This window comes from Tianweitania populi (assembly GCF_014652875.1).
GTDB lineage: Bacteria > Pseudomonadota > Alphaproteobacteria > Rhizobiales > Rhizobiaceae > Tianweitania > Tianweitania populi.
This window is the reverse complement of sequence record NZ_BMZQ01000001.1, coordinates 1621092-1647161: the sequence shown is the minus strand read 5'-3', so window position 1 is coordinate 1647161 and position 26070 is coordinate 1621092. Positions and strand designations below refer to the sequence as shown.

Genomic DNA, 26070 nt, shown 5'->3' with positions numbered 1-26070 from the left:
GTGACCATTGCCGCCCTGCATGGTCTCAACTTGGCCGCCCGTCTCTCGGTCCGCATCCTCCTCCTCCAACACGGAAAGGCCGCGGCAGACGGCGCTCTGGAGCCGTACTCTCCGCCAACAACACGGCCGATGCCTATGGTGTCAGGCTTAACGTCGAGCGCGGAGCGATGGGCCAGCTTTGGACCTATCCTACTTTGCTTCACTCATCGGATTACCAACGCGGTACAGCGTTTCGGGGCAGGTAGGATCGATTTCCGGTCCAGAGGAAAGTTAACGCAGGGGGCTGGCTTTCTGTCCGCCAGGCTGCCGATGCTTGTTCGTTCGGCTGACTAGATAATCTTTGAACCATTGTTTGAGAGGAAGGCAAACCGCCTTGGCTTGGCGATCTGCCTCAATCCTTCACTAGAACTTACGCTTGTTCCAGCCAGACCTTCTGGAAGTCCATCTGGAATGTCTGATGCACGCCATAACCCTTCACCTTGGAGTTGGTGTGGCTATAAAGGTTCTGCCAGAAGGGCTGGATGATCACACCGGAGTCCTGCAGGATCGTCTCGATGTCCTTCATGACCTCCCGTCGCTTTTCCGGATCCGAGATCGACAAGGCTTCCTTGAGTTTGGCGTCGAAGGCTGGATCGGAGTAGGCGCTTTCGTTCCACGCCGCGCCGGTGCTGTAGCCTAGCGACAGCGTCTGGACTGCGAGCGGACGCATATACCAGATTGTGATAGAATAGGGATACTTGGTCCAGTCGTTCCAGAAAGTGGAGCCCGGCAGAACGGTGCGCTTGACCTTGATGCCAGCTTCACGCAGCTGCGCCGCAATCGCGTCGCCCGTGTTTTTCTGCCAATCGTCCTGGATGGTGATCAGGTCGTGCTCGAAGTTGGTCTGGCCGGCTTCTTCCAGAAGTTTCTTGGCCCCTTCGAGGTCACGGGTCTTCTTCGGCAGCTCGTAATATTCCGGCTGGATCGGGCTGACATGGTGGTTCTCACCGACGGTTCCACGACCATTGTAGCCGAGCTGTAGAACCACGCTGTTGTCCACCGCCATTTGCAGGGCGTTGCGCACACGCTTGTCGTCATAGGGCTTGTTCGCCACGTTGGTGCGCGCGACGACTGTGGTTGCCGTTTTCACTTCGGACTGGACGAGATCGAGACCGTTCAGGATATCGATGAAGTCCGCTGGCGTTTCGAAGTTCAGGTCGATTTCGCCGGATTCGAATGCGTTCACGGTGGTGGAGAAGTCAGTGCCGTAATCGATGAACTCGATGCCGTCGAGCAAGGCTTCGCCGCCCCACCACTTGCCATTTTCACGCCGTTTGACAACAGCCTTGGTGCCGGTCTCATAGGAAACAAGCTCGAATGCACCCGTGCCGATCGGCTTGCCGACGGGATCGTCGTTGGCAGTGAAGCTGCGGTGGACCACGAGCGCCGGGTAATCGGTCAAGTTTGCGATCAGGGAAATGTCGGGCTCTTTAAGCGTCAGCTTGACGGTATGATCGTCGACTTTGACGATCGCACCCTCGCGCGGTTTGCCTGAGGTTTCATCAACGAGGCCCGCCACGCGTGCCGCCATCGAATTGCCCGCAACGCCCTTTTCTGTCCATCGATTGAAGTTGTGGACGACGTCGTCCGCGTTGAAGGCGTCGCCATTGGTCCAAGCAACGTCCTTGCGCACATGCAGGACATATTCCGTGGCGTTTTCGTTGACCTCCCAGCTTTCCAACAGCACGGGCTCGAAGGTGAAATCGCGCGTATAGGTAACCAGTGGTTCGAGCCAGGTCCGCGAAATGTTGGCGAGCTCGACCCAATCGTAGCTGCGCGGATCCTTCTGACCTTTCACGGCCATGGAGACGCGAACGACGCCGCCCTTTTGTCCTTCCTGGGCAAAGGCCTTGGTCGGCAAGGTGGCTCCGATCATACCATATGCGAGTGCAGTCGATGCGCCGAAGGCGCTTGCAAGCGCCAGAAACTCGCGACGATCGATCGATCCTTTCCGTACCTCCAAGGCCATCTTTTCGATGGACGGCGGTACCTTGTTCCCATTGCTTCTAAAAAAACGCATGTGCTTTCCCCTTTGTTGGTTTTCTGAAAAGTCTCACCACGTGTCGGTACTCAGCTGAAGGTCCGTTACACCTCCTTGTTCGCGCCGCGAATGCCTGCTGCCGCATCGCGCTCGGGTTCCAGGATAAAGCTGTGGCGGGACGCAAAGCGCTCCATTTCGCGGCGTTGCGGCGTGTCCCCGGTGTAGATCTGCACGTAGGAGGGGATGCGCCGCATGCGGAGCGCGATGTCTTCCCTGGTGTTCATCGAAATATAGCCGATCTGCACGAGATAAACGGTGCGGGCACGTACCTCAGCGTCCAGATCGGAGAAGCCGAATTTGGTGAACATGGCGGCCAGGGCTGATAGTCTTGCCTCATCAGCTTCCAGCACTTGAGCTGCCACTTCGGGCGATTGAAGCGCCCAGCTCCGAACGGCAAATTCGAACTGCGAGTCGAAGATCTGGGAATCAAGCCAGCAGTCCATAATGTTGAGCATCGCTTCCGCGATCGTCTCCGCATAAGCCTCACAGCGACCCTGGATGCCGGAGGTATTCTTCGCATTCCAGTTCGCTAGTAGTGCTTCTAGCAACTGCTCGCGGTCGGTGAAGAACCAGTAGAAGCTCGTGCGCGAGACATTCAATTTCTTGGCGAGAGGTAGGATCTTGACTGCATCCACGCCGCCATCGACCAGCGCTTCATAGGCGCTGGACAGCCAACCTTCCCTCGACCCTTTCCATGCTGTTTCGTTCATCGCGATACCTTGCGTCACAGGCAGAGAATACTGAATGTACACCGCTGTCAACAGAGCAAGACACAGCTATCGAGTATCTTGACAGTGGTGTACATTTGAGAATTTAATTGTTGAAGCCCAACCCACTTCAGGCAGGCGAATATGTCCAACGATCCACTACTGCAGCCCTATACGCTCAAGCATCTCACCTTGCGCAACCGGATCATCGTGACATCTCACGAGCCGGCCTATTCCGAGGATGGGCTGCCGAAAGATCGCTATCGCGCTTACCATGTCGAGCGGGCCAAGGGCGGCGTGGCGATGACGATGACGGCCGGCTCAGCCGCCGTTTCGCTCGACAGTCCGCCCGTGTTCAGCAATGTGCTGGCCTACAAGGACGAGGTCGTTCCCTGGTTGAAGCAGCTGACGGACGAGTGCCACGAGCATGGCACGGCGGTGATGATCCAGCTCACCCATCTTGGCCGCCGCACAAGGTGGGACAAAGGTGAGTGGCTGCCGGCCGTCGCGCCCTCGCATGAGCGCGAGCCTGCGCATCGCGCTTTTCCGAAGAAAATCGAGGATTGGGACATCGCGCGGATCGTCAAAGATTTCGCCGATGCTTCGGAGCGCATGAAGGCCGCCGGCATGGATGGCATCGAGTTCGAGGCCTATGGGCATCTGCTCGACCAGTTCATCTCGCCGCTGACCAACACACTTGATGCCCCTTATGGCGGATCGCTGGATAACCGCATGCGGTTCATCTTCGAGGTACTGGGCGCTGTCCGAAAGCGGGTCGGGCGCGATTTCATCCTCGGCGTGCGCTATACGGCGGACGAGGATCTGGCTGGCGGCACGGGTAAAGAAGAGGGCTTCGAGGTTTCGCGCCGACTGCGCGACAGCGGGTTGATCGACTTCCTGAACGTCATTCGCGGCCATATCGATACTGATCCGGGCCTCACCGACGTTATCCCCATTCAAGGGATGAAGGCGTCACCGCATCTCGATTTCGCCGGCGAGGTGAAGGCTGCGACCCAGTTTCCTACCTTCCACGCCGCGCGCATCCCCGATGTCGCGACCGCCCGCCACGCCATTGCTTCCGGCAAGGTCGACATGGTGGGCATGACGCGCGCGCACATGACGGATCCGCACATCGTGCTCAAGATCATGGAACGGCGTGAGGATGAGATCCGCCCCTGCGTGGGCGCTAATTACTGCCTCGATCGCATCTATCAGGGTGGCGCTGCTTACTGCATCCACAACGCGGCCACAGGGCGCGAGCTGGCGATGCCGCATGTCATCCCCAAGGCCGACGCGGCCCGCAAGATCGTGATCGTCGGCGCGGGACCGGCGGGACTTGAGGCCGCACGGGTCGCAGGCGAGCGGGGTCATGATGTGACGGTGCTTGAAGCGTCGGGTGCAGCCGGCGGGCAGATCCGGTTGACGGCACAAAGCGCGCGACGGGCGGAAATGATCGGCATCATCGACTGGCGCGTCGCGCAATGCGAACGACTGGGCGTCAAGCTGCGCTTCAATCAATGGGCGGACAGCGACAGCGTTCTGGTGGAGAGACCGGATGTGGTTGTGATCGCGACCGGCGGACTGCCGCATACGGAAGTTCTGAGGGCCGGAAACGATCTCGTCGTGTCGGCCTGGGATATCATTTCAGGCGACGTGAAGCCCGGATCGAATGTGCTGATCTATGACGATGCAGGCGACCATGCCGGGCTACAGGCCGCCGAATTCATCGCCAAGTCTGGCGGCAAAGTGGAGATCATGACGCCAGACCGAGCCTTCGCGCCTGAAGTGATGGCGATGAATCTCGTGCCTTATATGCGCTCACTGCAGGCGCTGGACACCACCTTCACGGTGACCTTCAAGCTGGAAGAGGTTCACCGCGACGGCAACCAGTTGCTGGCCTTCATCGGCAGCGATTACGGAGGCGTGTGCAAGACGCGAAAGTTCGACCAAATCGTCGTCAATCACGGGACGATCCCGTTGGACGAGCTTTATTTCGAGCTCAAGCCGCTTTCGCGCAATCTGGGCGTCCTGTCGCATGAGAAGTTCATCAACGGACGCGCGCAAACGGGGGCCGACAATCCGGACGGCACATTCCAGCTGTTTCGCATCGGCGATGCCGTGGCGGCGCGCAATACGCATGCCGCGATCTATGATGGGCTGAGATTGGCAAAGGATCTCTAGACGGGATTGAGATCGCGATCGAATGCGTTCGGTCGCGATCATCACCGGCTACTCGCCCAGCAAGCGCGGATCGAGCGGATAGCGCGTCAGGGTCTCGTGACCGGTTTCGGTGATCAGGACCTGATCCTCAAGCTTAATCGAGAAGTCGCCGCCCTCAGGCGAAATCAGCGCTTCGACGCAGACCACCATGCCGGGCTCGAAATGATGCTCGAACGCGCCTTCGACATATTGGTCGGGATAGGCGATGTTGGGCCACTCGTCGCAGAGCCCAACGCCATGCATCATCAGCCCATATTTCTGCTTCTGGTAGAGGGCGGGAAGCCGATGCGACTGTTCGATCAGGTCGCGGAAAGCGAGGCCAGGCTTTAGGAGGGCGCAATTGGCCTGGATGTGGTTGCGCGCGAGCTTCATCGCGTCGATCATGTCGGTGCGCGGTGACGCGTCACCGATCCACCATGTGCGGCTGATATCCACACAGATGCCGTAGCTGCCGATGAGATCGGTATCGAAGGCCACGATTTCGTTGTCCTGAACGATCCGCGGCCCACATTCCTGGAACCAGGGATTGGTGCGGGGACCAGAGGTCAACAAGCGGGTCTCGATCCATTCACCACCGCGCTTGATGTTGCCGGCATGGAGAACCGCCCAGATATCATCCTCGGTCATCTCGCCTTTGGGAACGCCCTCGCGCGCCGCGACTTCCATTGCCGCAACCGCATGTTCGCAGGCGACCGATGCACAGCGCATGGCGCGTATCTCATCCGCGCCTTTAATCGAGCGCGCCTTCTCGGTCAGCTCCTCACCCGGAAAGATCTGCAGACCCTGCGCTTCCAGAGCGCGTAGGCCTTCGAGCATGATCTTGTCGACCGCAAGCCGCTTGTTGGCGCCGCCATGCTGTTCGATCAGGACGCGGACTTCGTTGGAAAAGGCATCGGCGGCAACGTCGATCTTGTCGCCGCGGTCGAAGTAGAACAGGTCGGCGCCCGAGCGCCGCTCGCGCACCAGCGGGTTGAACTGGGAAAGAAATGGCGAGCTCTTGTAGTCCCAGATGACCATGTAGCCATCGGCGCAAAGCAGAACGGCACGGAACAGATTGTGGGTGTTCCAAAGCTGCATATTGGTGGAATCGGTCGCATAGCGGATGTTCAGCGGATCGAACATCAGCAGCGCGCCGTAGTCACGGGCAATGATGTGCTGGGTTAGCCGTGTCCAGCGATAATGCCGCATGGCGGCAAGGTCTGGCAGGATCAGGCCGGCCTCTTCCCATTCGCGATAGGCGAGAGCCGTAGGTCCAATCTCCACCCGGTCGCCGTCGTTCAATGTGCCATCGCCCAGCGTCGCGCCACGGGTTGGATCGATCTTCCGCCGGTCGCGAAAATAGGTATCCATCGATATGACCTTGCTTGAGCGCTGGGGATTTCAGGACGGGACTGTCAGCGATCGATCACCAGATCGCTGGTTGGTTTCGAGCAGCAGGGGAGAAAGAAGCCCGCGTCGATCTCGCGCTGCCGGATGCCGCCATTGTGGACCATGTTGACGGAGCCGGAGACGAGCTTGGACTTGCAGGTTCCGCACATGCCGTTGGCGCAAGAGGACGGAATGCGGATTCCAGCCTTCTTCGCACAGGACAACACGGTCTGTTCCGCTGAAACGTCGATGCTGCGCGCCTGTTTGGAAAACTGAACAGCGTAGATCGTCTCGGCCGGAGCTTGAATTGGCGTCACCACGTCGGCATCGATCACGGCGGCGTCGAAGCTTTCCTCGATATAGCGATGCGCGGGCACCCCGGCCTCGGCCGCGATCTTGCGCGCCGCCGCCATGAAGGGTTGCGGACCGCAACACAGGATGACTCGCTCGGCCAGATCGGGAACCGCAAGCCGCAGATAATCCAAGGAGATGCGGCCGGTCAGACCCGGCCAGGACGGTTCGTTGCCAAGCTGTTCGGGCAGGAAGTGCAAGCGCAAGGTCTTGAGGCGAGCGGCCAGGCCCGAGAGCTCATGGCGGAAGATCAGGTCTGCCGGCGCGCGGCCGGCATGAACGAAAGCCACATCGGCCTGTTCATAGCTGTCGGCGAGTTCCCTGACCATGGACATCACGGGCGTAATGCCCGAGCCACCAGACAGGAGCAGGTATTTCTGTGCCGCGCCTGCCGGTCGGATAAATGTGCCGAGCGGCCCCTGCGCCGTGACGCTCATGCCCGGCTGCATCGTGTCGTGCAGCCAGTTGGACATGCGGCCGCCGGCAACGCGCTTGACCGTGATCGAAAACGCATTGCGCCGGAGCGGCGAGGACGAGACGCTGTAGCATCGGCTGTCATCCTCGCCCCCCGCAGGGAACGTGAACAGGAAGTATTGGCCTGCCCGAACATCGAACTGCTTTCCCGCCACCGAAGCGAAGGTAAAGCTCTTCACGTCATGCGTTTCCTGATGCACGTCGAGGCAGACCAGCGCGTCGTCTGCTTCCGGGTCCCAGACTTGCGCGAGGGTCGGGTAAGGAGCGCCCCCGGCAAACGCGCTAGTATCCATGCGCATGCATCCGGTCGACATACCAAGTCGCGAACTTCTCGAGATAGGTTTCGGAGAACGGCGAATACGGGCCTGGGATATAAGCGGGGTCCATCACACCCGCATGGGAACGTGAGACGAGATCCGAGTCCTGATCGGTCGTCGCGATCCAGACATCGGTCAGCTTCTGAAGGTCGTAGTCGACGCCTTCGACGGCGTCCTTGTGCACGAGCCACTTGGTGCGCACCAGCGTGCGGCCAGCCGACAGAGGAATGACGATCGAGACGACAGCGTGATCGCCCATGAAATGCTTCCAGCTATTATGGCCCCACAGATGCGTGTCGCCGAGATCCTTGCGCGTCATCGTGCCGAGGAGCTTCGACGAGGCTGCCGTCGCATCATAAGTCTGGGATTCGCCGGCGCCCGATATGATCAGGCGCTGCGTCCTAAAATTGGTGACGCAATCGATCAACTGCTCCACCGCAGCCGAGGGATGGCCCTCCTCCTCCCAACGTCGTGTCCGCTCGGCATAAAGCGCAAGATGCTCGTCGGCCTGCGCCTTGTCTTCCGGGCTCAGACTGTCCGGATCATAGCCGAAATCGAGATCGACGAAGGACACGCAGAGCTCGGGGTGATTGGCCGAGCAATGGTAGCATTCGCGGTTGTTTTCCAGCGTCAGCTTCCAGTTGCCTTCCTCGACCACGTCTTTCTCATAGGCGATCTTGGTATTGCGGATGTCATAGGGGGCAAGGCGCTCGTTCATCACGCGCTCGAGCTCGTCGATGTCATCGGGCGGATTGTCCGACAGGCAGACATAGATCAGGCCGCTGATAGAGCGGAAGTTGACTGCCTTCAGCGACCGGCATTCCTTATCGAAATTGGCTCCCATATGCGGCGCATAAGCGAGTTCGCCGGTCAGCTCGTATGTCCATTGATGATAGGGACAAACGAGCTTGGATACGATGGTCGGACCGCCATCGAGAATACGTGAACCACGATGGCGGCACACATTGTGGAAGACGCGGACAACACCATCATCGTCGCGCAGAAGAATGAGGCTGCTTGCACCAATATCGATGACGGTCGCATCGCCGGCTTCAGACACGTCGCATTCAAGCCCGATGCAGATCCAATGCTTGCGGAAGAAGACGTCGAGATCAGCCTCGAACACGTCGTCGCGGATATACAATCCAGCCGGAAGCGAGTGGCCGGCGGCACGCGCGTTCAAGAGTGAACTGATGGTGGGTACTACTCTGTCAAGCATGACATTCCCTAAAGTCAGTTTTGATAAAGCTGCTACAGTTCGCAAGAGCGCTCAACTGCAGGAATGCTGTTGCGTGACATCAGGAAAACTGATGCAACAAGGACTTCAGAAGTTCCTTGAGGCGAGCAGTGACGGGTCTCAGACGAAGGCTACCACCAGTAACGGCGTTGATGGTCTTCGAAGCCGCCGCGCGCCTGCACAGTTTTACGCATGCCGCCGAAGAACTTGGGGTCACGCAGGCCGCCGTGAGCCGTCAGATACACCTGCTTGAAGAGGCGCTCGGCTTTCCGCTTTTCACGAGGCTTCACAGGCGCATCGAGCTGACCGAAAAAGGCCGTGCCTTGTCCACAGCCTCGACGGGAGCCTTCAACATCTTGGCCGACAGTGTTGCAGAGATTACCCGTCGCAACACCTCGGAACAGTTGGTGATCTCAACAACCGTCTCGTTCTCGCAATTATGGCTGTTGCCCAGAGTTTCAAGCTTTTCCCGTGCGCATCCCAATATCAAGCTTCGGATCATCTCCCAGGATAAACGGGTCAATGCTCAAAGTGGCGAAGCGGATTTATCAATCCGCTACGGGCATGGCACCTGGCCCGACGGAAAAGCTGAGTTCCTGTTCAATGACGAGGTTTTCCCCGTCTGCTCGCCGGACTATGCCAGTGCGATGGGCTCGATCTCCGATCCCGGCGACCTTCTGCGCTACAATCTGGTGTCATCCGACTCGGATGAGCCGGGATGGGTCGGATGGAGCGAATGGTTCTCGGCATTCTCGATCGATGTGCCGACCGCGAACTTCGGAATGCATACCAGCTTCTACATGGACAGCATTCATGCGGCCCTGATGGGCGAAGGGATCGCCCTCGGCTGGTCGCGGCTCGTGCAGCGCCTTCTCCAGGAAAAGCGCCTCGTGCGAATAACGCCATACGCCATGCCCACCCATGACGGTTACTTCATCGTCGTGCCCCGTCGACGCAGTGAACGCAGCGACGTCTCGCTTTTTGTGAACTGGATCAAGGATCAGGCTCGGGAGAGCGCGAGCTGATGTCTTGGGGTCTATATGCCCACCCGCATCGTCTGTTCATTACGCCGGCGATGCGTAGTTCGTATCAGCTGCGTGCGAGGGTGGTGATGGACGATCCAGCCTGCAGCAGAAAAGACGAAACGACCGAGGGAAGCGCACCGGAGGATGTCCGGTAGATCCCGCAATTCTTCAACAGTGCGCGCCGACTGGTCTCCATGCCGCGGTGTCGCCAGATCGTGCGGGTTGCGTAAGGAAGATTGTCGTTTCGCCATGACAGCCCCATCGTGAGGCCCCGCAAATATTGCCGCTGGTGGATTTCAAACGGCATCAGGATCGTTTGTCCGAAAGTTGGCGCTTCGCCGCGCGTTACCTCGGTGAGGAAGATGCGGTTGCGCTGGAAGGCCGCCAGCCCAACATAGCGCGAGCGTTGCCGAATGCCGCTTTCCAGATCATCGATACGCTCCAGCGACGTGACGAGAACCTGGCCATGACTTTCACGCAAGTGGGCGCAGGAACAAACGATCCTGTCTGGCCACGACAGAGAGACATGCCAGGTCTGGTAGAAGCCAAGATAGGGACGCAGCGCCTGCGAGTTTCCCGGGAAGGCATCTGCCAACGGACCGTCCATCAATTTTGGTCGTTTGGCCTCTTGCAGCTTACGCCGAAAGAGCGGCGTCGGAAGATCGAAATCGACGGGATCGAGCCCGAAGGCCGCAGCGATGCGCAAACGGTTATGCGCCGAGGGCTCGCAGTTTTCGTTGATGTAGCGGTTGAATTGCTGGCGGTTGATCGCGACCGAACGACACAAATCCGAGATTGATGCTCGGGTGCTGCAGGCCAACCTCAAATTTTCGAAAAAGTTGGTCGGACCCTTGCGCATCATCGTAGCGTAAAGGTGCGTAAATCCGCGTCAAGCTGCGAAATTGTATTGCGTGCATCTCGGGTCACAATCCCTGCCAAACAAAACAAAAGGGGATCCGATGGACAATTTGCAAAAGACTTTCAACGTGAGCCGCCGTGGCTTCTTGCAGGGAAGTGCCATGCTTGGCCTTTCTGCTTCGGCAGGGGTTTTGAGCACTGTGTCTGCAAGGGCGCAGGAGCCAAAACGCGGCGGCAATCTGCGGCTGGGCTTGGCCGGCGGTGCTTCTGCCGATACGCTGGATCCGGCGTTGGCCTCTGCGAGCGTCCTCTTCGTTATCGCGCATTGCTGGGGAGATACGCTGGTTGAGTCGCATCCGGAAACCGGTGCGGCCCTGCCGTCCCTCTCTGAATCCTGGACGCCATCGCCTGATGCAAAGGAATGGACCTTCAAGATCCGCACGGGCGTGACTTTCCATAACGGTAAACCGATGACGCCGGCCGACGTGGTCGCCACGCTGCGACGCCATGCCGATGAAAGCTCCCAATCAGGCGCACTTGGCCTCTTGGCGGGCATCAAGCAGATCGAAGAGCGCGCCGGTAATGTCGTCATCACCTTGGCCGAAGGTAATGCCGATCTGCCACTGGTACTGACCGACTACCATCTGCAAATCCAGCCAAACGGCGGCAAAGACAATCCGAATGCCGCAATCGGCACCGGCCCCTACAAGCTCGTCGCATTTGAGCCCGGTATTCGCGCGAATTTCGAACGCAACACCAGCGATTGGCGTGATGATCGCGGCTTTGTCGACAGCGTCGAAATCACCGTGATGAACGATTCGACCGCGCGCATCAGCGCGTTAAGCGCCGGGCAGGTCGACTTCATTAATACGATCGAACCCAAGGTCGTTTCGCTTCTTTCGAACGCGCCGAATGTCGAGATTTTGCGCAGCGCGGGCAAGGGTTTCTATTCCTTCCTCATGCATTGCGACACCGCGCCCTTCGACAACAACGACCTGCGGCTTGCGCTTAAATATGCGATCGACCGCGAGGCGATCCTCAAGCAGGTCGTCGGCGGTTTTGGCACGATCGGCAACGATTATCCGGTGAACGCCAACTATGCGCTTGCGCCCACCGACATCGAACAGCGCGCCTACGATCCTGAAAAGGCCGCCTTCCATTTCAAGAAGTCAGGCCACGACGGACCGATCCTGCTTCGAACCTCGGAAGCGGCCTTCCCGGGTGCGGTCGAAGCGGCACAGGTTTTCCAGCAAAGCGCATCGAAGGCTGGGATCCAAATCCAAGTGCAGCGCGATCCCAACGACGGCTACTGGACTGAAGTGTGGAACGTCCAGCCGTTCTGTGCTTCATATTGGGGTGGACGTCCGACGCAGGATGGGCGTTACTCGACATCCTATGTATCGACCGCGGAATGGAACGACACCCGCTTTAAGCGGCCTGACTTCGATGCAATGGCAGCAAAGGCGCGGGCCGAACTCGATGAAGCCAAGCGGCGGATCTTGTATCGTGACATGGCAGTGATGGTGCGCGACGAAGGCGGCCTGATCCTGCCTGTGTTCAATGATTATGTGAACGCCGCTTCCAAGACGCTGAAGGGTTTTGTCCACGATATCGGCAACGACCTGTCCAACGGCCGCATGGCTAGCCGGGTCTGGCTCGAAGCCTGATCCTGCACTGTCATGTGCCGACCGGTCGCCGCTCAACGGCGATCGGTTTTCCTTAGACTTCATAGTGCCTGCTGAGATCTCATGACCGACACGTCTTTCCACGTCATCGAAAACGAATGGATCATGCTGAAGGACGGAACCCGTCTTGCGGCCCGGATCTGGATGCCTGACACGGCGAGTGTAGAGGCTCCCGTTCCTGCCGTTCTGGAATTCCTGCCTTATCGCAAGCGCAACGGGACCGCGCCGCGCGACGAGTCGACCTATCCGGTTTTCGCGGCGGCGGGGATCGCAGGGGTTCGCGTCGATATTCGCGGTTCCGGTGAGTCCGATGGCGTCATCGACGGGGAGTACACACCACGCGAATTGTCAGACGCGGTGGAAATCATCGAATGGATCGCTCGCCAGCCGTGGTCCAACGGCAGCGTCGGGATGATGGGCATCTCGTGGGGCGGCTTCAACTGCCTGCAGGTTGCAGCCCTCAAGCCACCCGCGCTGAAGGCGGTGATCTCCATCGCATCGACTGTCGACCGCTATAACGATGACATCCACTATAAGAATGGCGCACATCTATCGGCGCAGTTCTCCTGGGCTGTCACAATGAGCGCCTATCAGTCGCGTTCACCCGATCCGGAGCTGGTTGGTGAACGCTGGTACGATATGTGGCTGGAGCGCTTGGAGCGCGAGCCCTTCTTCATAGAAGACTGGCTTTCGCACCAGTGCCGCGACGATTTTTGGCGCCACGGCTCCATTTGCGAAAGCTTCGACGATTTCCCGGTTCCTGCGCTCGTAATCGCCGGATGGGCTGACGGCTACCGCAACACGCCCTTGAAGGCAGTCGAAGGAATGCCAACGAAGGCCAAGGCGCTGATTGGACCATGGGTCCACAAATATCCGCACTTCGCTTATCCCAAGCCTCGCGCCGATTTTCACGCCGAAGCGATCGCCTGGTGGCGTCGCTGGCTTTGTGACGAGAACACCGGCGCAGATGATCTTCCGCAGGTTCGAGCCTTCATCCTGGACGGACCCAAGCCGTCGCGCTGGCGTGAAACCGATCCCGGCTACTGGATCTCCAAAGATGCCTGGACCGAGCCGCAACAGCTGACCCTACGCCTAGATGCGAATGAACGTCTGCAGCAGGATCCTGCTTCAAGCGCGTTGGGAACAGCGAGTCTGCAATCGCCGCTCGATACGGGCACAGCGTCAGGCGAATGGTTTACGCTCAAGCCGGATGCTGAAATGGCGGGGGATCAGCGACTGGACGATGCCGGCTCGCTGATGTTCGACAGCCAAGTGCTGGACACGGAGCAAGTTCTGCTTGGCCAACCCTCGCTGAGCCTCGCATTGTCGAGTGACGCCCCCCTTGCGAATCTTGTTGTGCGCCTGGTGGATGTGCATCCGGACGGAACGGCCACGCGCGTGTCCTATGGTGTGCTCAATCTCGCCCACCGAAACGGAAACGCGCATCCGCAGCCCCTGACTCCTGGCGAAACAATCGAGGTCAGCCTGGCTCTTGATGCTTGCGGCTACCGCTTCGCACCGGGGCACCGCATGCGGGTTTCCCTGTCGAGCGCCTACTGGCCGACGATACTGCCGCCGCCTTTCGATGCGACACTCCTGATTGATCTCGCTTCCCTCCGGATCGAGCTTCCTTTGCTAGGAGAGCATCGTCGCATCGAGGTCGCGGAACCAGCGAATCCAGACCCTCTGCCGCGCTATGAAGTCATAGCGGACGGCTGCTCTACGCGTTCGGTCGAGCGTGATCTTCGCGAAGGCGTCACCCGATATAAGGTCAGCGAGGATACGGGTTTGAACCGTCATCCCGGCAATGGCTTGGCGACGCGGGAAACCGTGGACCAGGTTTGGTCGATCAAGCAAGGCGACCCATTGTCGATGAAAGCCGAAGCCCACTACACATGCACGGCGAAGCGCCAAGACTGGGAAACCAGGTCCGTCGGCTCAATGCGTATGTCCTGCACTGAGACTGAATGGATCGTCATGGAGCGAAGGGAGGCCTTCCACGGCGAACGCCGCGTTTTCTCCCGCGAACGAAGTGTCCATATACCTCGCGACCATATGTAAGCTGATTGAATTCGAGCCTTAAGTTTCGTCTTACGCTGATGACTGCCGGCAGCGATTTAGCTCTGATCGCGAGCGCCCGGTTGACTGTCTGCTTTGCACCTTGATGAGCAGAAAAGACGTTCCCTTTATAGCCGTAATCGACTTTCACGATGATTAGCGGCTCGACGCATCTGATTTGCGGCGCGTAACAGTGAAAACCTGATCGAGATCAGGATGTAATTCCAGACCCAGACCGGGCCCCGCTGGTACGGTGATCATCCCGTCTTCTACTTCCGGAAGAGCCGTTACGAGGTCGCGGTACCACGTGCGGTAGAAGGCGCGAACGCTCTCCTGGATGAGGGCATTCGGTGCATTCAGCGAGAGATGTGTCGACGCAGCAAGCAGGACGGGTCCGGTACAATCATGGGGAGCAATCGGGAGATGCCAGGCTTCTGCCATTGAGGCGATCTTGCGTGCTTCCGAGATGCCACCGCACCAGCCAATATCGAGCATGACCACGCCCGCCGCGCCGGTTTCGAGCAGATCACGGAAAGCCCAGCGTGAGCCCAGTGTTTCGGATGCTGAAATCGGCGCAGGAGAGACGTCGGCATAGCGCTTGAGGTCCGAAAGACTGTCCATCTTGATCGGGTCTTCATGCCAGAAGGTCTGGTAGGGCTCTAGAGCTTTGGCGATCTGTATGGCCGGCAGGAGCTGCCACATAGAGTGGAACTCGACCATGATGTCCATCTTGTCGCCCACAGCCTTTCGGATCTTTTCGAACGGTGCGAGCGCCAGCTTGAGGTCCGGCAAAGAGATATAATGCCCGCGTGTTTTCTCCGCCGCGGCATCGAACGGCCAGATCTTCATGGCCGTGATCCCTTCTTCGAGCAGGGAATGCGCCAAGTCGTCCGCGGTGTTCAGGAAGCTGTTCAGATCGTCATAAGACGTCCCCGCGGAGAGCCCATAATTGGCGGTGTTCTGGCCCGTGTTTCGCTTGACGTATTCGGTGCCCGCGCAGGTGTTGTAAGTGCGGATTTCCTTGCGGGTAAAGCCGCCGAGAAGCTGCGCGATCGGAAGGTTCGTCGCCTTGCCGAAAATGTCCCAAAGAGCGATATCGAAGGCCGAGTTGCCGCGCACTTCCGCGCCGGACGAGCGGAAGCCGATATAGCCGACAAGATCCTGCGCAAGCAGGTCGATCTCCAGCGGATCGCGACCGATGACCCTTGGCGCGATGAACTCGTGGACATGCGCTTCAACCGCGCGCACGCCGTAGAATGTTTCCCCAAGACCGGTGATGCCCTCATCCGTATGGACCAGAACCCAAAGAAGGTTCTCCCGCTCGTCGATGCGTACGGTTTCGACGGCCGTTATCTTCATTCTCTTTCCTTCGTTTGTCGAAGCGCCGCTGCCAAGTCTGGCTTTTGGTCAGAAAACAAGATGAACCTTCATTGACTTCGTTCGGTCGGTGGCAAGTTCGAACGCCTGGACCGCCCGATCCATAGGGATTTGCGCGGTGAGGAGCGGGCGCACGTCGATGCGGCGTTCAGAGATCAATTTTGCCGCCCAAGCAAATTCTGCGTCGAAGCGGAAAGTGCCGCGTAGAACAAGTTCCTTGGTAACAACGGCGCTGATGGGCAGCGTCACGTCATTGCCCATGCCTACAACGACGATCGTGCCGCGCGGACGCACGACCTTCAACAAGCCGGCGAGAACTGCGCCGTTGCCGGAACACTCGAAGGCGACATGAAAGTGGCCTTTTCCTTCCGCGTAAGGAGCAAGCGCCTCAGGCTGTGTGGCCACGTTGACGACGAGGTCGGCGCCGATCGACTTCGCGATGGCCAAAGCGGTGTCTGAAATGTCAGTGGCGACAATCTCGGTCGCGCCTGCAAACCGGGCGGCGAGAATGGTTAGGCAGCCGATGGTGCCGGTACCTGTGACAAGCACGCGCTTGCTGACCAGCGAACCAGCCTGGGTGATGGCGTGTAAGCACACGGCGAGCGGTTCGCAGCAGGCCGCTTCTTCGAACGGCGTATTGGGCGCGACGGGCACGGCCTGTTCAGCTTCGACAACGATCTCTTCGCGAAAGAGGCCCTGCACATGTGGAAAGCGCATGGCGGAGCCGTTGAACCGCATGTCCATAGCGTGCTGGCGTTGTCCCTCTTGTATGAATTCGCAATTGCCCAACGGACGGCTTGGATTGATGGCGACGCGCTGGCCGACCGCAACATTGCTGACGCCTGCACCGATCGCGGCAACTTCTCCCGACGCTTCATGTCCGAGGATCATGGGTTCACGCACCCGAACGGTTCCGAAGCCGGCATGGTGAAAATAGTGAAGGTCAGACCCGCAAATGCCGCCGGCCTTCACACGGATACGCACTTCGCCCGGTCCTGGTTCGCCAATGTCGCGTTCCTCGACCCTGAGATCATGCTCCTTGTGAAGGACAACGGCTTTCATGGTTAGGTCCTAGAGATTCTGGAATGGGGATGCAGGCGATCAGAGCTGGGCGAGCCAGCCGCCATCCACGTAAAGCGTTTGGCCGTTTATGTAGTCGGACGCGCTGCTCGACAGGAAAATGGCTGCGCCGACCAGTTCTTCCGGCTTGCCCCAGCGGCCGCTCGGATTGGAAGCGCGTACCCAGGCATCGAACTCCTTGTTGTCGATAAGCGCCTGGTTCATGTCGGTCAGGATGTAGCCGGGGCCGATCGCATTCGCCTGGATGTTGTGCGGCGCCCACTCAACCGCCATGGTGCGGGTGATGGCGGTGATCGCGCCCTTGGACGCGGTATAAGGCGCAACAGTTGCGCGGCCTGCGGCGCTGACCAGTGAAGCGATGTTGACAATCTTGCCGCCACGCCCGCGGGCGATCATCCGCTTGGCGGCCTCGCGAGCAATGATGAACGAGCCGGTGAGGTTAACGTCCAATACCTTCTGCCAGTCTTCGACACCGAGATCGACCATCGGCTTGCGGAACTGGATGCCAGCATTGTTGATGAGGATGTCGATTTCCAAGCCTTGTCTGTCGAAGGCTTCGAAAGCTTCGACGACGGAGCCCTCTCTGCCGACGTCAAAATGCAGGCCGGAAATACTGTGGCCCTTCTTTGCGAGCTTCGCGATGGCTTCAGTTACGCCTTCAGGGCGCGTGCCGTTGATGATCACGTGTGCGCCGGCTTCTGCGAGACCCTCAGCATAGGAAAGCCCGAGACCGCGCGTGGAGCCTGTGATGAGCGCCGTGCGCCCGGAAAGATCGAAAAGCTGCTTGAAAGACATCGGCTTGGCCACGAAGACAAAGTGAAGGATAGGGAGGCGTGCCGCTAAGCCCGCCCTTGAGTGGACCGTCAGCGAAGCCAGCTTGCCGGCACTGTGATCAACGCGGGGAAGAGCACAAAGGTGAACAGCAACACGGTATAAGCGATCAGGAAGGGCAGCATGCCCTTAATGACCTGATCCAGTTCCACACGTGCCACGCCGGAAACGACGTTCAGGACGGTGCCGACCGGCGGTGTGATGAGGCCGATCGCGTTGTTCATCATGAACATTACCCCGAAATAATATGGGTCAATCCCGGCCTGCATCACGAGCGGCATCATCACCGGAGTGAGGATCAGAATCGTCGGGGTGAGGTCGAGCGCGGTGCCGACCAGGAACACGATGACCATCAACATGAACATGAAGAGGATCTTGTTTTCCATGAACGGCGCGAGCGATTCGCCGATTTCCTGCGGAATGTTCGCAACCGTGATGAGCCAGGCCGAGACATAAGCCGCCGCAACGAGGAACATGATCGTGCTGGCGGTTTTCGCCGCCTGCAAGAGCAGGGACGGCACGACCGAGATTTTCAGCTCACCGTAGACGAACATGCCGATCAGGAAAGCGTAGACGACCGCAACGACACCAGCTTCGGTAGGCGTGAAAATGCCGGTCTTCATGCCGCCAATGATGATGGCCGGCAGAACAAGCGCCCAGACGCCTTCCTTTAACGCGTTCAAGAGACGCGACATGTCAAACGTATGGTCCGATGCCATTCGTTCGTCTTTGCGCGCATAGAAATACCACGTGACCATCAGCGTGGCGGCCATCATCAGGCCCGGCGCAATTCCCGTCATGAAAAGGCGGGTTACAGAGAGCTCGGCAGCCACACCAAAGACCACGAACGGGATGGATGGCGGAAGCAGGGGTGCAACAATACCGGCAGAGGAGATGAGGCCGGCAGATAGTGGCACCGGGTAACCGGATCGGCGCATCAGCGGTATGACGACGGCGGCAAGTGCTGCACAGTCGGCGATGGCCGAGCCCGAGATCGCCGCTAGGATGAGCGCCGCAAAGACGGCGACATAGCCGAGACCGCCGCGAAAGTGGCCAACTGCGGCAATCGCCACGTTGACGATGCGCTTAGAAACGCCACCGGCATTCATGATTTCGCCAGCAAGGACGAAGAAGGGCAGCGCCATCAGCGGATAGTTGTTGGCACCGTCCAGCACGTTCTCTGCGAGGATTTGCACGTCGAAGATGTCCAGATGTATCATCAGGACCACGCCGCAAATTAGAAGAGAAAAGGCGACCGGAATACCCAGCAGCATGGCTCCGCAGAGTGAGCCGACGAAAACGAAAATTGTCATGTTTCTTGCCCCCTCGGCCGTTTACTCGACAAGCCCGTCGGCATTGCTGGCAAAGATCTCCTCATCACGCACCCTGCCGGTGGCGACCTCGAAGATCGAACGAAGGAGAAGAATGGCCATGCCGATGCAGCAGAGCACGCAGGAGACATACACCCACCCCAGGGGAACCCCGGCGACAGGCGAGAAATTTTCAAGATTATCGACCGTTTGGCGCCATGCACCCAGGCCAAGCAGGTAGCAGCACAGAAGCGTCGCTAAATCACCGCCGATGCGGACGAGGCGCTGCGCCTTGAAAGGCATTGCGCGCACCAGACTGTTGACGCCCAGATGCGCGCGGTCGCGCAATGTGAGGAAGGCGCCGATGAAGATCAGCCAGACGAAAATAAAGCGCGACAGTTCCTCCGACTCCGTGATGCCGGAATTGAAGCCATAGCGCAGCACGACATTGCCAAAGATCATGATGACCATCAGCGCAAGCGCGATCATCAGCAGCTTCTCAAGCGTGCCGAACAGGATTCGGGATATCATAAGCGTTCCCCAAAGGCGTGATATCGGGACGTGATCTTGATGGGGCCGGCCTTCCCGGAAGGGGAAAGCCGGACCCATGGCGCGCGAGGATTATTGCCCGGCGCGCACTTTTGCGATCGTCGCTTGGATCTCGTCAACGAGTTCGGCACCCACCACGGGCTTGTACTTCTCGATGATGGGTTGGGTCGCGGCGCGGAGCTTGGCGAGCTCGGCTTCCGGCAATTCCTGAACTTTCATCCCCTGCGCCTCAAGATCAGCGACAACCTTGGCGTTGCCTTCATCCATCAGCTGGCGCAGGAACACCATGGACTCCTTGCCAGCTTTCACGATCGCCTCCTGATCGGCAGGTGTCAGCTGCTCCCAGAACTTCTTCGAGGTCACGAGGATGCAGGGCGTGTAAACATGGTTCGTGGTCGTTCCGAACTTCTGCACTTCGTAGATCTTGTTGGCGTACATGTGGATGTACGGGTTTTCCTGACCATCGAGAGCGCCGGTTTCTAGTGCCGTAAAGACTTCGGCATAGGACATCGGCAGAGCGTTGGCGCCGATTGCCTTCCAGCTATCGAGGGCAACCTGGTTCTGCATCACGCGAACCTTCAGTCCCTTGATGTCGTCGGCGGTCTTCACTTCATGTTTGTTGTTGGAAAGCTGACGGAAACCGGTCTCACCCCAGGCGACGCCGTGAAGGTTGTGCGGTTCGAGCTTGTCCATCAGCTTCTGGCCGATAGGACCCAGGAAGACTGCGTCTACTTCCTTCATGTTTCCAAACAGGAAGGGGAAGTCGAACACCTGAACTTCCTTGATCTTGCCGGCGATCGGCGCCAGCGAGCCGTAGAACATTTCCTGTGTGCCACTCTGGGTAGACTGCAGCATCTTGTCGTCGCCGCCCAGCATGCTGCCATGGTAAACGGTGACCTTGACGCGGCCGTCCGTGTATTGGCCTGCAAGTTCAGCAAACTTGGTAAGCGCCACGGCCTGCGGGTGCTCCTGCGGCATGGCGTGGCCGAGTTTGGCTTTAAATTCCTGCGCGGCGGCAATCGTGCCGCTTGCTGCCGTTGCGAACATGGCGAGTGCCAAGGCGCCTGCCAGTTTGATCATTTTACCATTCATTGGACCTCTCCCATGGTTCCATACAAAATGGTGGTCTCTCCACCCAATACGGATGATCATTCATGATCCTCCGGCATCGAAGACGTCGCTTGAGCGACGCCTCAATCTCCTCACCGCCAGAGCGGCATCCATCTCCTCACCACTCTGCGACGCTCCCATCCGCATGGCGCCAAAGTGGATTACGCCAGCGATGACCTTCGCGGGCACGCTCGACAACGCATTCCTCATCCACTTCAATGCCGAGTCCCGGCCCCTGCGGAATGGCGACAAAGCCATCCGCGTAAGCGAAAACATCCTTGTTCGAGATGTAATCGAGAATATCGTTCGCCTCATTATAGTGGATGCCGAGGCTCTGCTCCTGAATGAAGGCGTTGTAGCTGACGGCATCGACCTGCAAACAGGCGGCGAGAGCGATCGGACCGAGCGGGCAATGCGGAGCAAGGGCCACGTCATAAGCTTCTGCCATGGCCGCGATCTTGCGGCATTCCGTGATGCCACCGGCATGGGACAGGTCCGGCTGAATGATATCCACATAGCCATCGGACAGGACCTGCTTGAAGTCCCAACGCGAATACAGTCGCTCCCCAAGAGCGATCGGCGTCGAGCAATGGTTGGCGATCTCCTTGAGTGTTTCGCGATTTTCGGAAAGAACCGGCTCCTCGATGAACATGAGCTTGAATTGCTCGAGTTCCTTGGCGAGGACCTTTGCCATCGGCTTGTGGATACGGCCGTGGAAGTCCACACCGATACCGATGTACGGCCCCACCGCCTCGCGTATGATGGCGATCGTCTCGACTGCCTTGTCGACTTTTTCGTTCGTATCGACGATCTGCATCTCTTCGGAGCCGTTGAGCTTGATGGCCTTGAAGCCGAGAGCAACAACATCTTGCGCGTTTCGTGCCACATCTGAAGGACGGTCGCCTCCGATCCAGGAATATACCTTGATCCGGTCTCTGACCTGCCCGCCCAGCAGGGAATGGACAGGCTGGCCGAGCGCTTTACCCTTGATGTCCCACAGCGCCTGATCGATGCCAGCTATAGCTGACATGTGGATCGAACCGCCCCGGTAAAAACCGGCGCGGTACATAACCTGCCAATGATCTTCGATCAGAAACGGGTCCTTGCCGATCAAATAGTCTTCAAGCTCGTGCACCGCCGCCTGCACCGTTAGTGCGCGGCCTTCAACCACCGGCTCGCCCCAGCCGACAACGCCGTCATCTGTTTCGATCTTCAGAAACAGCCAGCGCGGCGGCACGATATAGGTCGTTAGCTTGGTGATCTTCATGCGTATCGAACCCGTCATCCGGCAAGAAAACCGGCGCCTGCACACTTGTGCTGCAGGGTGGATGACCGACGACGTGCTGCATCCGCTGCGGCTAGACCGCCGCGGCAGTGAGCCACCAAATCGCAGGGTTCCTCCTCCTGCACCTCCTGGACGCAGTAAGAATTAAATCCGATTTATTGTCAAATTCGGTATGATTTATTTTTGGGGATGATGCTCGTATAGTTCCCGCTGAGAGGTAAGTGGCTGGGAACAGAGTTGCGCTCGATTACGGCAAACGGTCAGATCAATGAAAAAGGGGGCCGACGTCCGGTCAAGGACAATCTTCTGCATACGTTGGTTGACCGAATCATTTCCGGCCAGATCGCCGAGGGTTCGACTCTTCCTAATGAAGCGGAGCTGAAAGAGTACTACGGTGTCAGCCGCACGGCCCTGCGTGAGTGTATGCAGCATCTGGTTGCACAAGGGATTGTCCGCTCTCGAACACGAGCCGGCACAGTGGTTCTGCCGCGTGAGCAGTGGAATTATCTCGATCCGATCGTGCTGGATGCGATGATGCGCCATCCAAAGGATGATCGTTTCTACAGATCGCTCATCGATGCCCGGTTCGTGCTGGAACCCGCTGCAGCGGAGGCCGCTGCGCAGAATGCAAGTACGCGGGAGATCATGACGATCGCGGAGGCCTTCGATGAGATGGCCTCTGCGCATTCGCTTTATACGGATGCCTGGAGCCAGGCGGATCTGCGCTTTCACGCCGCCATCATCAATGCTTCGGGCAATTGGGTGTTCAAGCAATTCATTACCGCCATCGGTGCTGCACTTCTTGCAAGCTTCCGGATCACTAACAGGGCCAGTCAGTCTCACGAACAGGCGCTGGATGTTCATCGGGCGGTGCTTGATGCCATTCGGATGCGCGATGCGAAGAAAGCACGGCTTTCGATGGAGGCTTTGGTCAACGGCGCGCGCGTTGAGCTTGCTGCGGCGCTTGGCGACGGGAAAGGCAATGTGCCGATCATTCCAGTCAACCCACTTCCGGACGCGACTGCCGCCAGCAAATGACGATCACCCTAGGCAACAGAGGAGCCGATGATCTTGGCTTGCCAGGAGTCGCGTCGTTGAGCGCTTGCCGCGCACCGCGTGGTTTCAACTATGTTGCGTTGACCTGCGTAGACCGCCGGCACTATGGTATTGAGCTGTGCTTTGCGGTCAGACCGCTTTCAGCTATTTGCTTTTCGATGACCCATCAGCGTGACGAGGTAAGAAACGGAATCGCTCGTTTGATGGCACGGGTCTGAGCAACCTCAGCAAGCACACCGGTTAAGAAGCTCTTCAAGTTCATTGAGCGTCCAGCTGCCATCTGGCTGCCAGTCTCGGTTTTGAACTTGTCTCCGGGTCTTATAATCTTGGTCTGGAAGTGGTCCAAAGCAAAGGCAGTGTGTCCAAGACGTGGAGACCAAACCAGGGATCAAGCGATTGATGAATGATCTGATGGTAGCGGAGGAGGGATTCGAACCCCCGACACAAGGATTATGATTCCTCTGCTCTAACCAACTGAGCTACTCCGCCACGCGCGGTAAAATGCTGCGGTTCATAAGGCCGCTGCCCGCGAAGACGGGCGGGATATAGGGCGGCAGTTCGTTGGGTGTCAAGCGAAGAGGTGGGGTTTGGATCGATTTGCATGGGACATCGAGGTTTGAGCAGTTCATGTGCGTTCGGCGGCACTCGTTTGGCTGGCTACACATCAACAATCGGCGTTGACCGTAGGCTTTTGTGACATCGGCATAGGCTCAGCTTCGTGCCTGCGGGGTTGAGTTCGCTTAGGCGGGCGAATATGTCCGGGACATGATAGTTTCACCGGCTGACGACCTACCTGTTCGTTGCCAACCCCTCGTTTTCCAAGTTCAGGCAGATCGATCATCATGAAACCGCGTATTGCCGTGCTTGGCTGCGGCTATTGGGGCTCCAATCACATCCGCACCTTGAAGTCGCTCGGCGCCTTGCATGCCGTGGCGGATGCTAATCCGGCGCGGGCGGAAGGGTTTGCGGCTGAGCAGGATTGTTTGGCGATCGATCCGGCCGAGTTGTTCGACAGTTCCGATATCGACGCCGTGGTGATGGCGCTGCCTCCGCAGTTTCATGCCGAGAACGCCATTCGCGCGGTTCAGGCGGGCAAGGATGTGCTGGTCGAAAAGCCGATTGCATTGACCGTCCCGGACGCCGAGCGCGCGGTTGCTGCTGCGCGCGACAGTGGCCGGGTGTTCATGGTCGGGCATGTCTTGCGGTTTCACCCGGCTTTCGAGCAGCTCATGGCGCTGATCGGCGCCGGAGAACTGGGCGAAATCAAGTACATCCATTCGCACAGGCTCGGGTTGGGCAAATTCCACACCGAGAACGATGCGTTGTGGGATCTGGCGCCGCACGATCTTTCGATGATTTTGGCGATCACCGGCGAGGAGCCGGTTGAGGTTCGCGGCGAGGGCGCGGCATTGCTGGATCACCTCAGCGACTTCGCGCATGTCCATATGCGGTTTGCCAGCGGGGTGCGCAGTCACCTGTTTGCGTCGCGGCTCAATCCCTATCGGGAGCGGCGTTTGACGGTTGTCGGCACCAAGGCGATGGCGGTGTTTGATGATGGCGAGGCCTGGGCGCGCAAGCTGGCGGTTTATCGTCATGCGGTGTGGCAGGACAGCGGCCATTGGGCATTTACGGCTAACGAACCGAGCTATGTTGCGGTTGGCGAGGGGCTTCCGCTGACGCGGGAACTCGAGCATTTCATCCACTGCATCAACACGCGGGAAACGCCGCGGACCGATGGCGAGGAGGCGATCCGCGTGTTGCGGGTTCTCACGGCCGGGACCGTGGTACACGACAGACGGCAGGATGCGGCGCGCTAAAGTACGGTTAAAAGCGCAATATTGCGGCCGGATCAGCGCGCGGTTTGCCTATATCGCAGCGCAAAACAGCGATGTTACGCGACGGATCGATACGGAACCGAGGCTAGTTGAGCCAGCATGCGCTCGGCATCGGCATCGCGTTCCGAACGCTCGATGAAACCGCCACCCAGCACGCGTGAGTCGTCGGAATCGTCGGAATAGAACACGCAGGCCTGTCCAGGCGCGATGCCCGACTCACCGTCGGCGAGTTCGACGATAACCTGATTCTTATCCACGTGCAGAATTGCCGGGCGCGGGGGGCGAGTCGAGCGGACCTTGGCGTAGATGGAAAGACCCTCAGCAGGGATCGCATCGAGTGGCTCGTCGCCCAGCCAGTTGGTGGCACGCAGGTAGATCTTGCGGGTTGCGAGTGCTTCGCGCGGACCTACCACGACGCGCGCATGCTCGGCATCGAGATGGACGACGAAGAGCGGTTCGCCGGTTGCCACGCCGATGCCGCGGCGCTGGCCGATCGTGTAACGCAGAATGCCTTCGTGGCGGCCAAGCACACGACCGTCGATATGAACGATGTCGCCGGGGCTGGCGGCTTCCGGGCGCAGCTTGGCGATGATGTCGCTGTAGCGGCCCTGCGGCACGAAGCAGATGTCCTGGCTGTCCTGCTTGGTGGCGACCGACAGGTTCATCTCTTCGGCGATCTTGCGCACATCCGGCTTGGACATGCCGCCGAGCGGAAAGCGCAGGTAGTCGATCTGCGCCTGGGTCGTGGCGAACAGGAAGTAGCTCTGGTCACGGTCGCCATCGACGGGGCGATACATGGCGCGATGCGCACCATTGGCGCGGCTGCGGATGTAATGACCGGTTGCCAAAGCTTCGGCGCCGAGATCCTGGGCGGTGGCAAGCAGGTCGGCGAACTTGACGGTCTGGTTGCAGGACACGCAGGGGATCGGCGTTTCGCCGGCGGCATAGCTTTGCGCGAAGGGGTCGATGACGGCTTCGCGGAAGCGTGCTTCGTAATCCAGCACATAATGGGGAATACCGAGCGTTTCGCAAACGCGGCGGGCATCGTCGATGTCGCGGCCCGCACAGCAGGAGCCGGCGCGGTGGGTCGCGGCGCCATGATCGTAAAGCTGCAGCGTGACGCCCACGACGTCGTAGTTCTTGCGCTTGAGGATGGCGGCGACCACGGACGAGTCGACGCCGCCCGACATGGCCACAACAACCCGCGTGTCTTCCGGACGGCCGGGAAGATCCAAGCTGTTCATCGCAAACTGCATC

At 58.9% G+C, this 26070-nt stretch carries 20 protein-coding genes and 1 tRNA gene; 6 read left to right on the top strand and 15 right to left on the bottom strand.

Annotated features, from left to right (window positions below; genetic code table 11):
* Positions 1 to 409: 409 nt before the first annotated feature.
* Positions 410 to 2059, bottom strand: a complete 1650-nt coding sequence (locus IE166_RS08050) for an ABC transporter substrate-binding protein (RefSeq protein WP_189502916.1) — start codon at positions 2057 to 2059, stop codon at positions 410 to 412.
* A gap of 65 nt (positions 2060 to 2124) precedes the next feature.
* Positions 2125 to 2790, bottom strand: coding sequence for a TetR/AcrR family transcriptional regulator (locus tag IE166_RS08045; protein WP_189503303.1), 666 nt, complete (start codon positions 2788 to 2790; stop codon positions 2125 to 2127).
* A gap of 141 nt (positions 2791 to 2931) precedes the next feature.
* Between IE166_RS08045 and IE166_RS08040 the strand changes: the two genes are divergently transcribed.
* Positions 2932 to 4968 (top strand): NADH:flavin oxidoreductase, encoded by a 2037-nt coding sequence (locus IE166_RS08040; protein ID WP_189502915.1) that lies wholly within the window; start codon positions 2932 to 2934, stop codon positions 4966 to 4968.
* Between the two features lie 48 nt (positions 4969 to 5016).
* Here IE166_RS08040 and dddP read toward each other — a convergent pair whose 3' ends face one another.
* From dddP to IE166_RS08025, 3 genes are read right to left on the bottom strand one after another with little or no spacing between them, the layout of a single operon-like run.
* Positions 5017 to 6357, bottom strand: a complete 1341-nt coding sequence (gene dddP, locus IE166_RS08035) for a dimethylsulfonioproprionate lyase DddP (RefSeq protein ID WP_189502914.1) — start codon at positions 6355 to 6357, stop codon at positions 5017 to 5019.
* A 44-nt stretch (positions 6358 to 6401) separates the two neighbouring features.
* Positions 6402 to 7493, bottom strand: coding sequence for a hybrid-cluster NAD(P)-dependent oxidoreductase (locus IE166_RS08030; protein WP_385964921.1), 1092 nt, complete (start codon positions 7491 to 7493; stop codon positions 6402 to 6404).
* Positions 7483 to 8736, bottom strand: a complete 1254-nt coding sequence (locus IE166_RS08025) for an aromatic ring-hydroxylating oxygenase subunit alpha (RefSeq protein ID WP_189502912.1) — start codon at positions 8734 to 8736, stop codon at positions 7483 to 7485. The genes IE166_RS08030 and IE166_RS08025 overlap by 11 nt, the downstream gene beginning before the upstream one ends.
* Positions 8737 to 8906: 170 nt before the next feature.
* Here IE166_RS08025 and IE166_RS08020 point away from each other — a divergent pair, with 170 nt between their 5' ends.
* Entirely contained in the window at positions 8907 to 9779 is an 873-nt protein-coding gene (locus IE166_RS08020) for a LysR substrate-binding domain-containing protein (RefSeq protein ID WP_189502911.1), read from the top strand.
* Between the two features lie 64 nt (positions 9780 to 9843).
* Here the strand turns inward: IE166_RS08020 and IE166_RS08015 are convergent, their stop codons facing one another.
* Positions 9844 to 10638 carry a helix-turn-helix domain-containing protein gene (locus IE166_RS08015; RefSeq protein WP_189503302.1) on the bottom strand — a complete coding sequence of 265 codons (795 nt, stop codon included), beginning with the start codon at positions 10636 to 10638 and terminating at the stop codon, positions 9844 to 9846.
* 100 nt (positions 10639 to 10738) lie between these two features.
* Here IE166_RS08015 and IE166_RS08010 point away from each other — a divergent pair, with 100 nt between their 5' ends.
* Positions 10739 to 12304 carry an ABC transporter substrate-binding protein gene (locus IE166_RS08010; protein WP_189502910.1) on the top strand — a complete coding sequence of 522 codons (1566 nt, stop codon included), beginning with the start codon at positions 10739 to 10741 and terminating at the stop codon, positions 12302 to 12304.
* A gap of 81 nt (positions 12305 to 12385) precedes the next feature.
* The gene (locus IE166_RS08005) at positions 12386 to 14383 is read left to right on the top strand and encodes a CocE/NonD family hydrolase (RefSeq protein WP_189502909.1); all 1998 of its coding nucleotides are present in this window, start codon (positions 12386 to 12388) and stop codon (positions 14381 to 14383) included.
* Between the two features lie 153 nt (positions 14384 to 14536).
* On the opposite strand, the gene IE166_RS08000 is transcribed toward IE166_RS08005, so the two are convergent.
* The 7 genes from IE166_RS08000 to dgoD all read right to left on the bottom strand — a co-directional run bounded on the left by IE166_RS08000 (position 14537) and on the right by dgoD (position 21904).
* Positions 14537 to 15739 carry a mandelate racemase/muconate lactonizing enzyme family protein gene (locus IE166_RS08000; protein ID WP_189502908.1) on the bottom strand — a complete coding sequence of 401 codons (1203 nt, stop codon included), beginning with the start codon at positions 15737 to 15739 and terminating at the stop codon, positions 14537 to 14539.
* Positions 15740 to 15787: 48 nt separating this feature from the next.
* Positions 15788 to 16819 (bottom strand): L-idonate 5-dehydrogenase, encoded by a 1032-nt coding sequence (locus IE166_RS07995; protein ID WP_189502907.1) that lies wholly within the window; start codon positions 16817 to 16819, stop codon positions 15788 to 15790.
* Between the two features lie 39 nt (positions 16820 to 16858).
* Positions 16859 to 17632 carry an SDR family oxidoreductase gene (locus tag IE166_RS07990; RefSeq protein ID WP_189502906.1) on the bottom strand — a complete coding sequence of 258 codons (774 nt, stop codon included), beginning with the start codon at positions 17630 to 17632 and terminating at the stop codon, positions 16859 to 16861.
* 68 nt (positions 17633 to 17700) lie between these two features.
* A complete protein-coding gene (locus IE166_RS07985) occupies positions 17701 to 18981 on the bottom strand; it encodes a TRAP transporter large permease subunit (protein WP_189502905.1) in 1281 nt (426 codons plus the stop codon).
* Between the two features lie 21 nt (positions 18982 to 19002).
* Positions 19003 to 19467, bottom strand: a complete 465-nt coding sequence (locus IE166_RS07980; protein WP_244641358.1) for a TRAP transporter small permease — start codon at positions 19465 to 19467, stop codon at positions 19003 to 19005.
* 132 nt (positions 19468 to 19599) lie between these two features.
* A complete protein-coding gene (locus tag IE166_RS07975) occupies positions 19600 to 20619 on the bottom strand; it encodes a TRAP transporter substrate-binding protein (protein WP_189502904.1) in 1020 nt (339 codons plus the stop codon).
* A 136-nt stretch (positions 20620 to 20755) separates the two neighbouring features.
* Positions 20756 to 21904: a galactonate dehydratase gene (gene dgoD, locus IE166_RS07970; RefSeq protein ID WP_189502903.1), complete on the bottom strand. Its 1149-nt coding sequence runs from the start codon at positions 21902 to 21904 to the stop codon at positions 20756 to 20758.
* A gap of 255 nt (positions 21905 to 22159) precedes the next feature.
* Here dgoD and IE166_RS07965 point away from each other — a divergent pair, with 255 nt between their 5' ends.
* On the top strand, positions 22160 to 22960 hold the full coding sequence (locus IE166_RS07965) for a FadR/GntR family transcriptional regulator (RefSeq protein ID WP_189502902.1): 801 nt from the start codon (positions 22160 to 22162) through the stop codon (positions 22958 to 22960).
* A gap of 430 nt (positions 22961 to 23390) precedes the next feature.
* On the opposite strand, the gene IE166_RS07960 is transcribed toward IE166_RS07965, so the two are convergent.
* Positions 23391 to 23467, bottom strand: a tRNA-Met gene (locus tag IE166_RS07960).
* Positions 23468 to 23820: 353 nt separating this feature from the next.
* On the opposite strand from IE166_RS07960, the gene IE166_RS07955 reads away from it, so the two are divergent.
* Positions 23821 to 24795 carry a Gfo/Idh/MocA family protein gene (locus IE166_RS07955; RefSeq protein WP_189502901.1) on the top strand — a complete coding sequence of 325 codons (975 nt, stop codon included), beginning with the start codon at positions 23821 to 23823 and terminating at the stop codon, positions 24793 to 24795.
* A gap of 74 nt (positions 24796 to 24869) precedes the next feature.
* Here IE166_RS07955 and mnmA read toward each other — a convergent pair whose 3' ends face one another.
* Positions 24870 to 26057, bottom strand: coding sequence for a tRNA 2-thiouridine(34) synthase MnmA (gene mnmA / locus IE166_RS07950; protein ID WP_189502900.1), 1188 nt, complete (start codon positions 26055 to 26057; stop codon positions 24870 to 24872).
* Positions 26058 to 26070 lie beyond the last annotated feature (13 nt).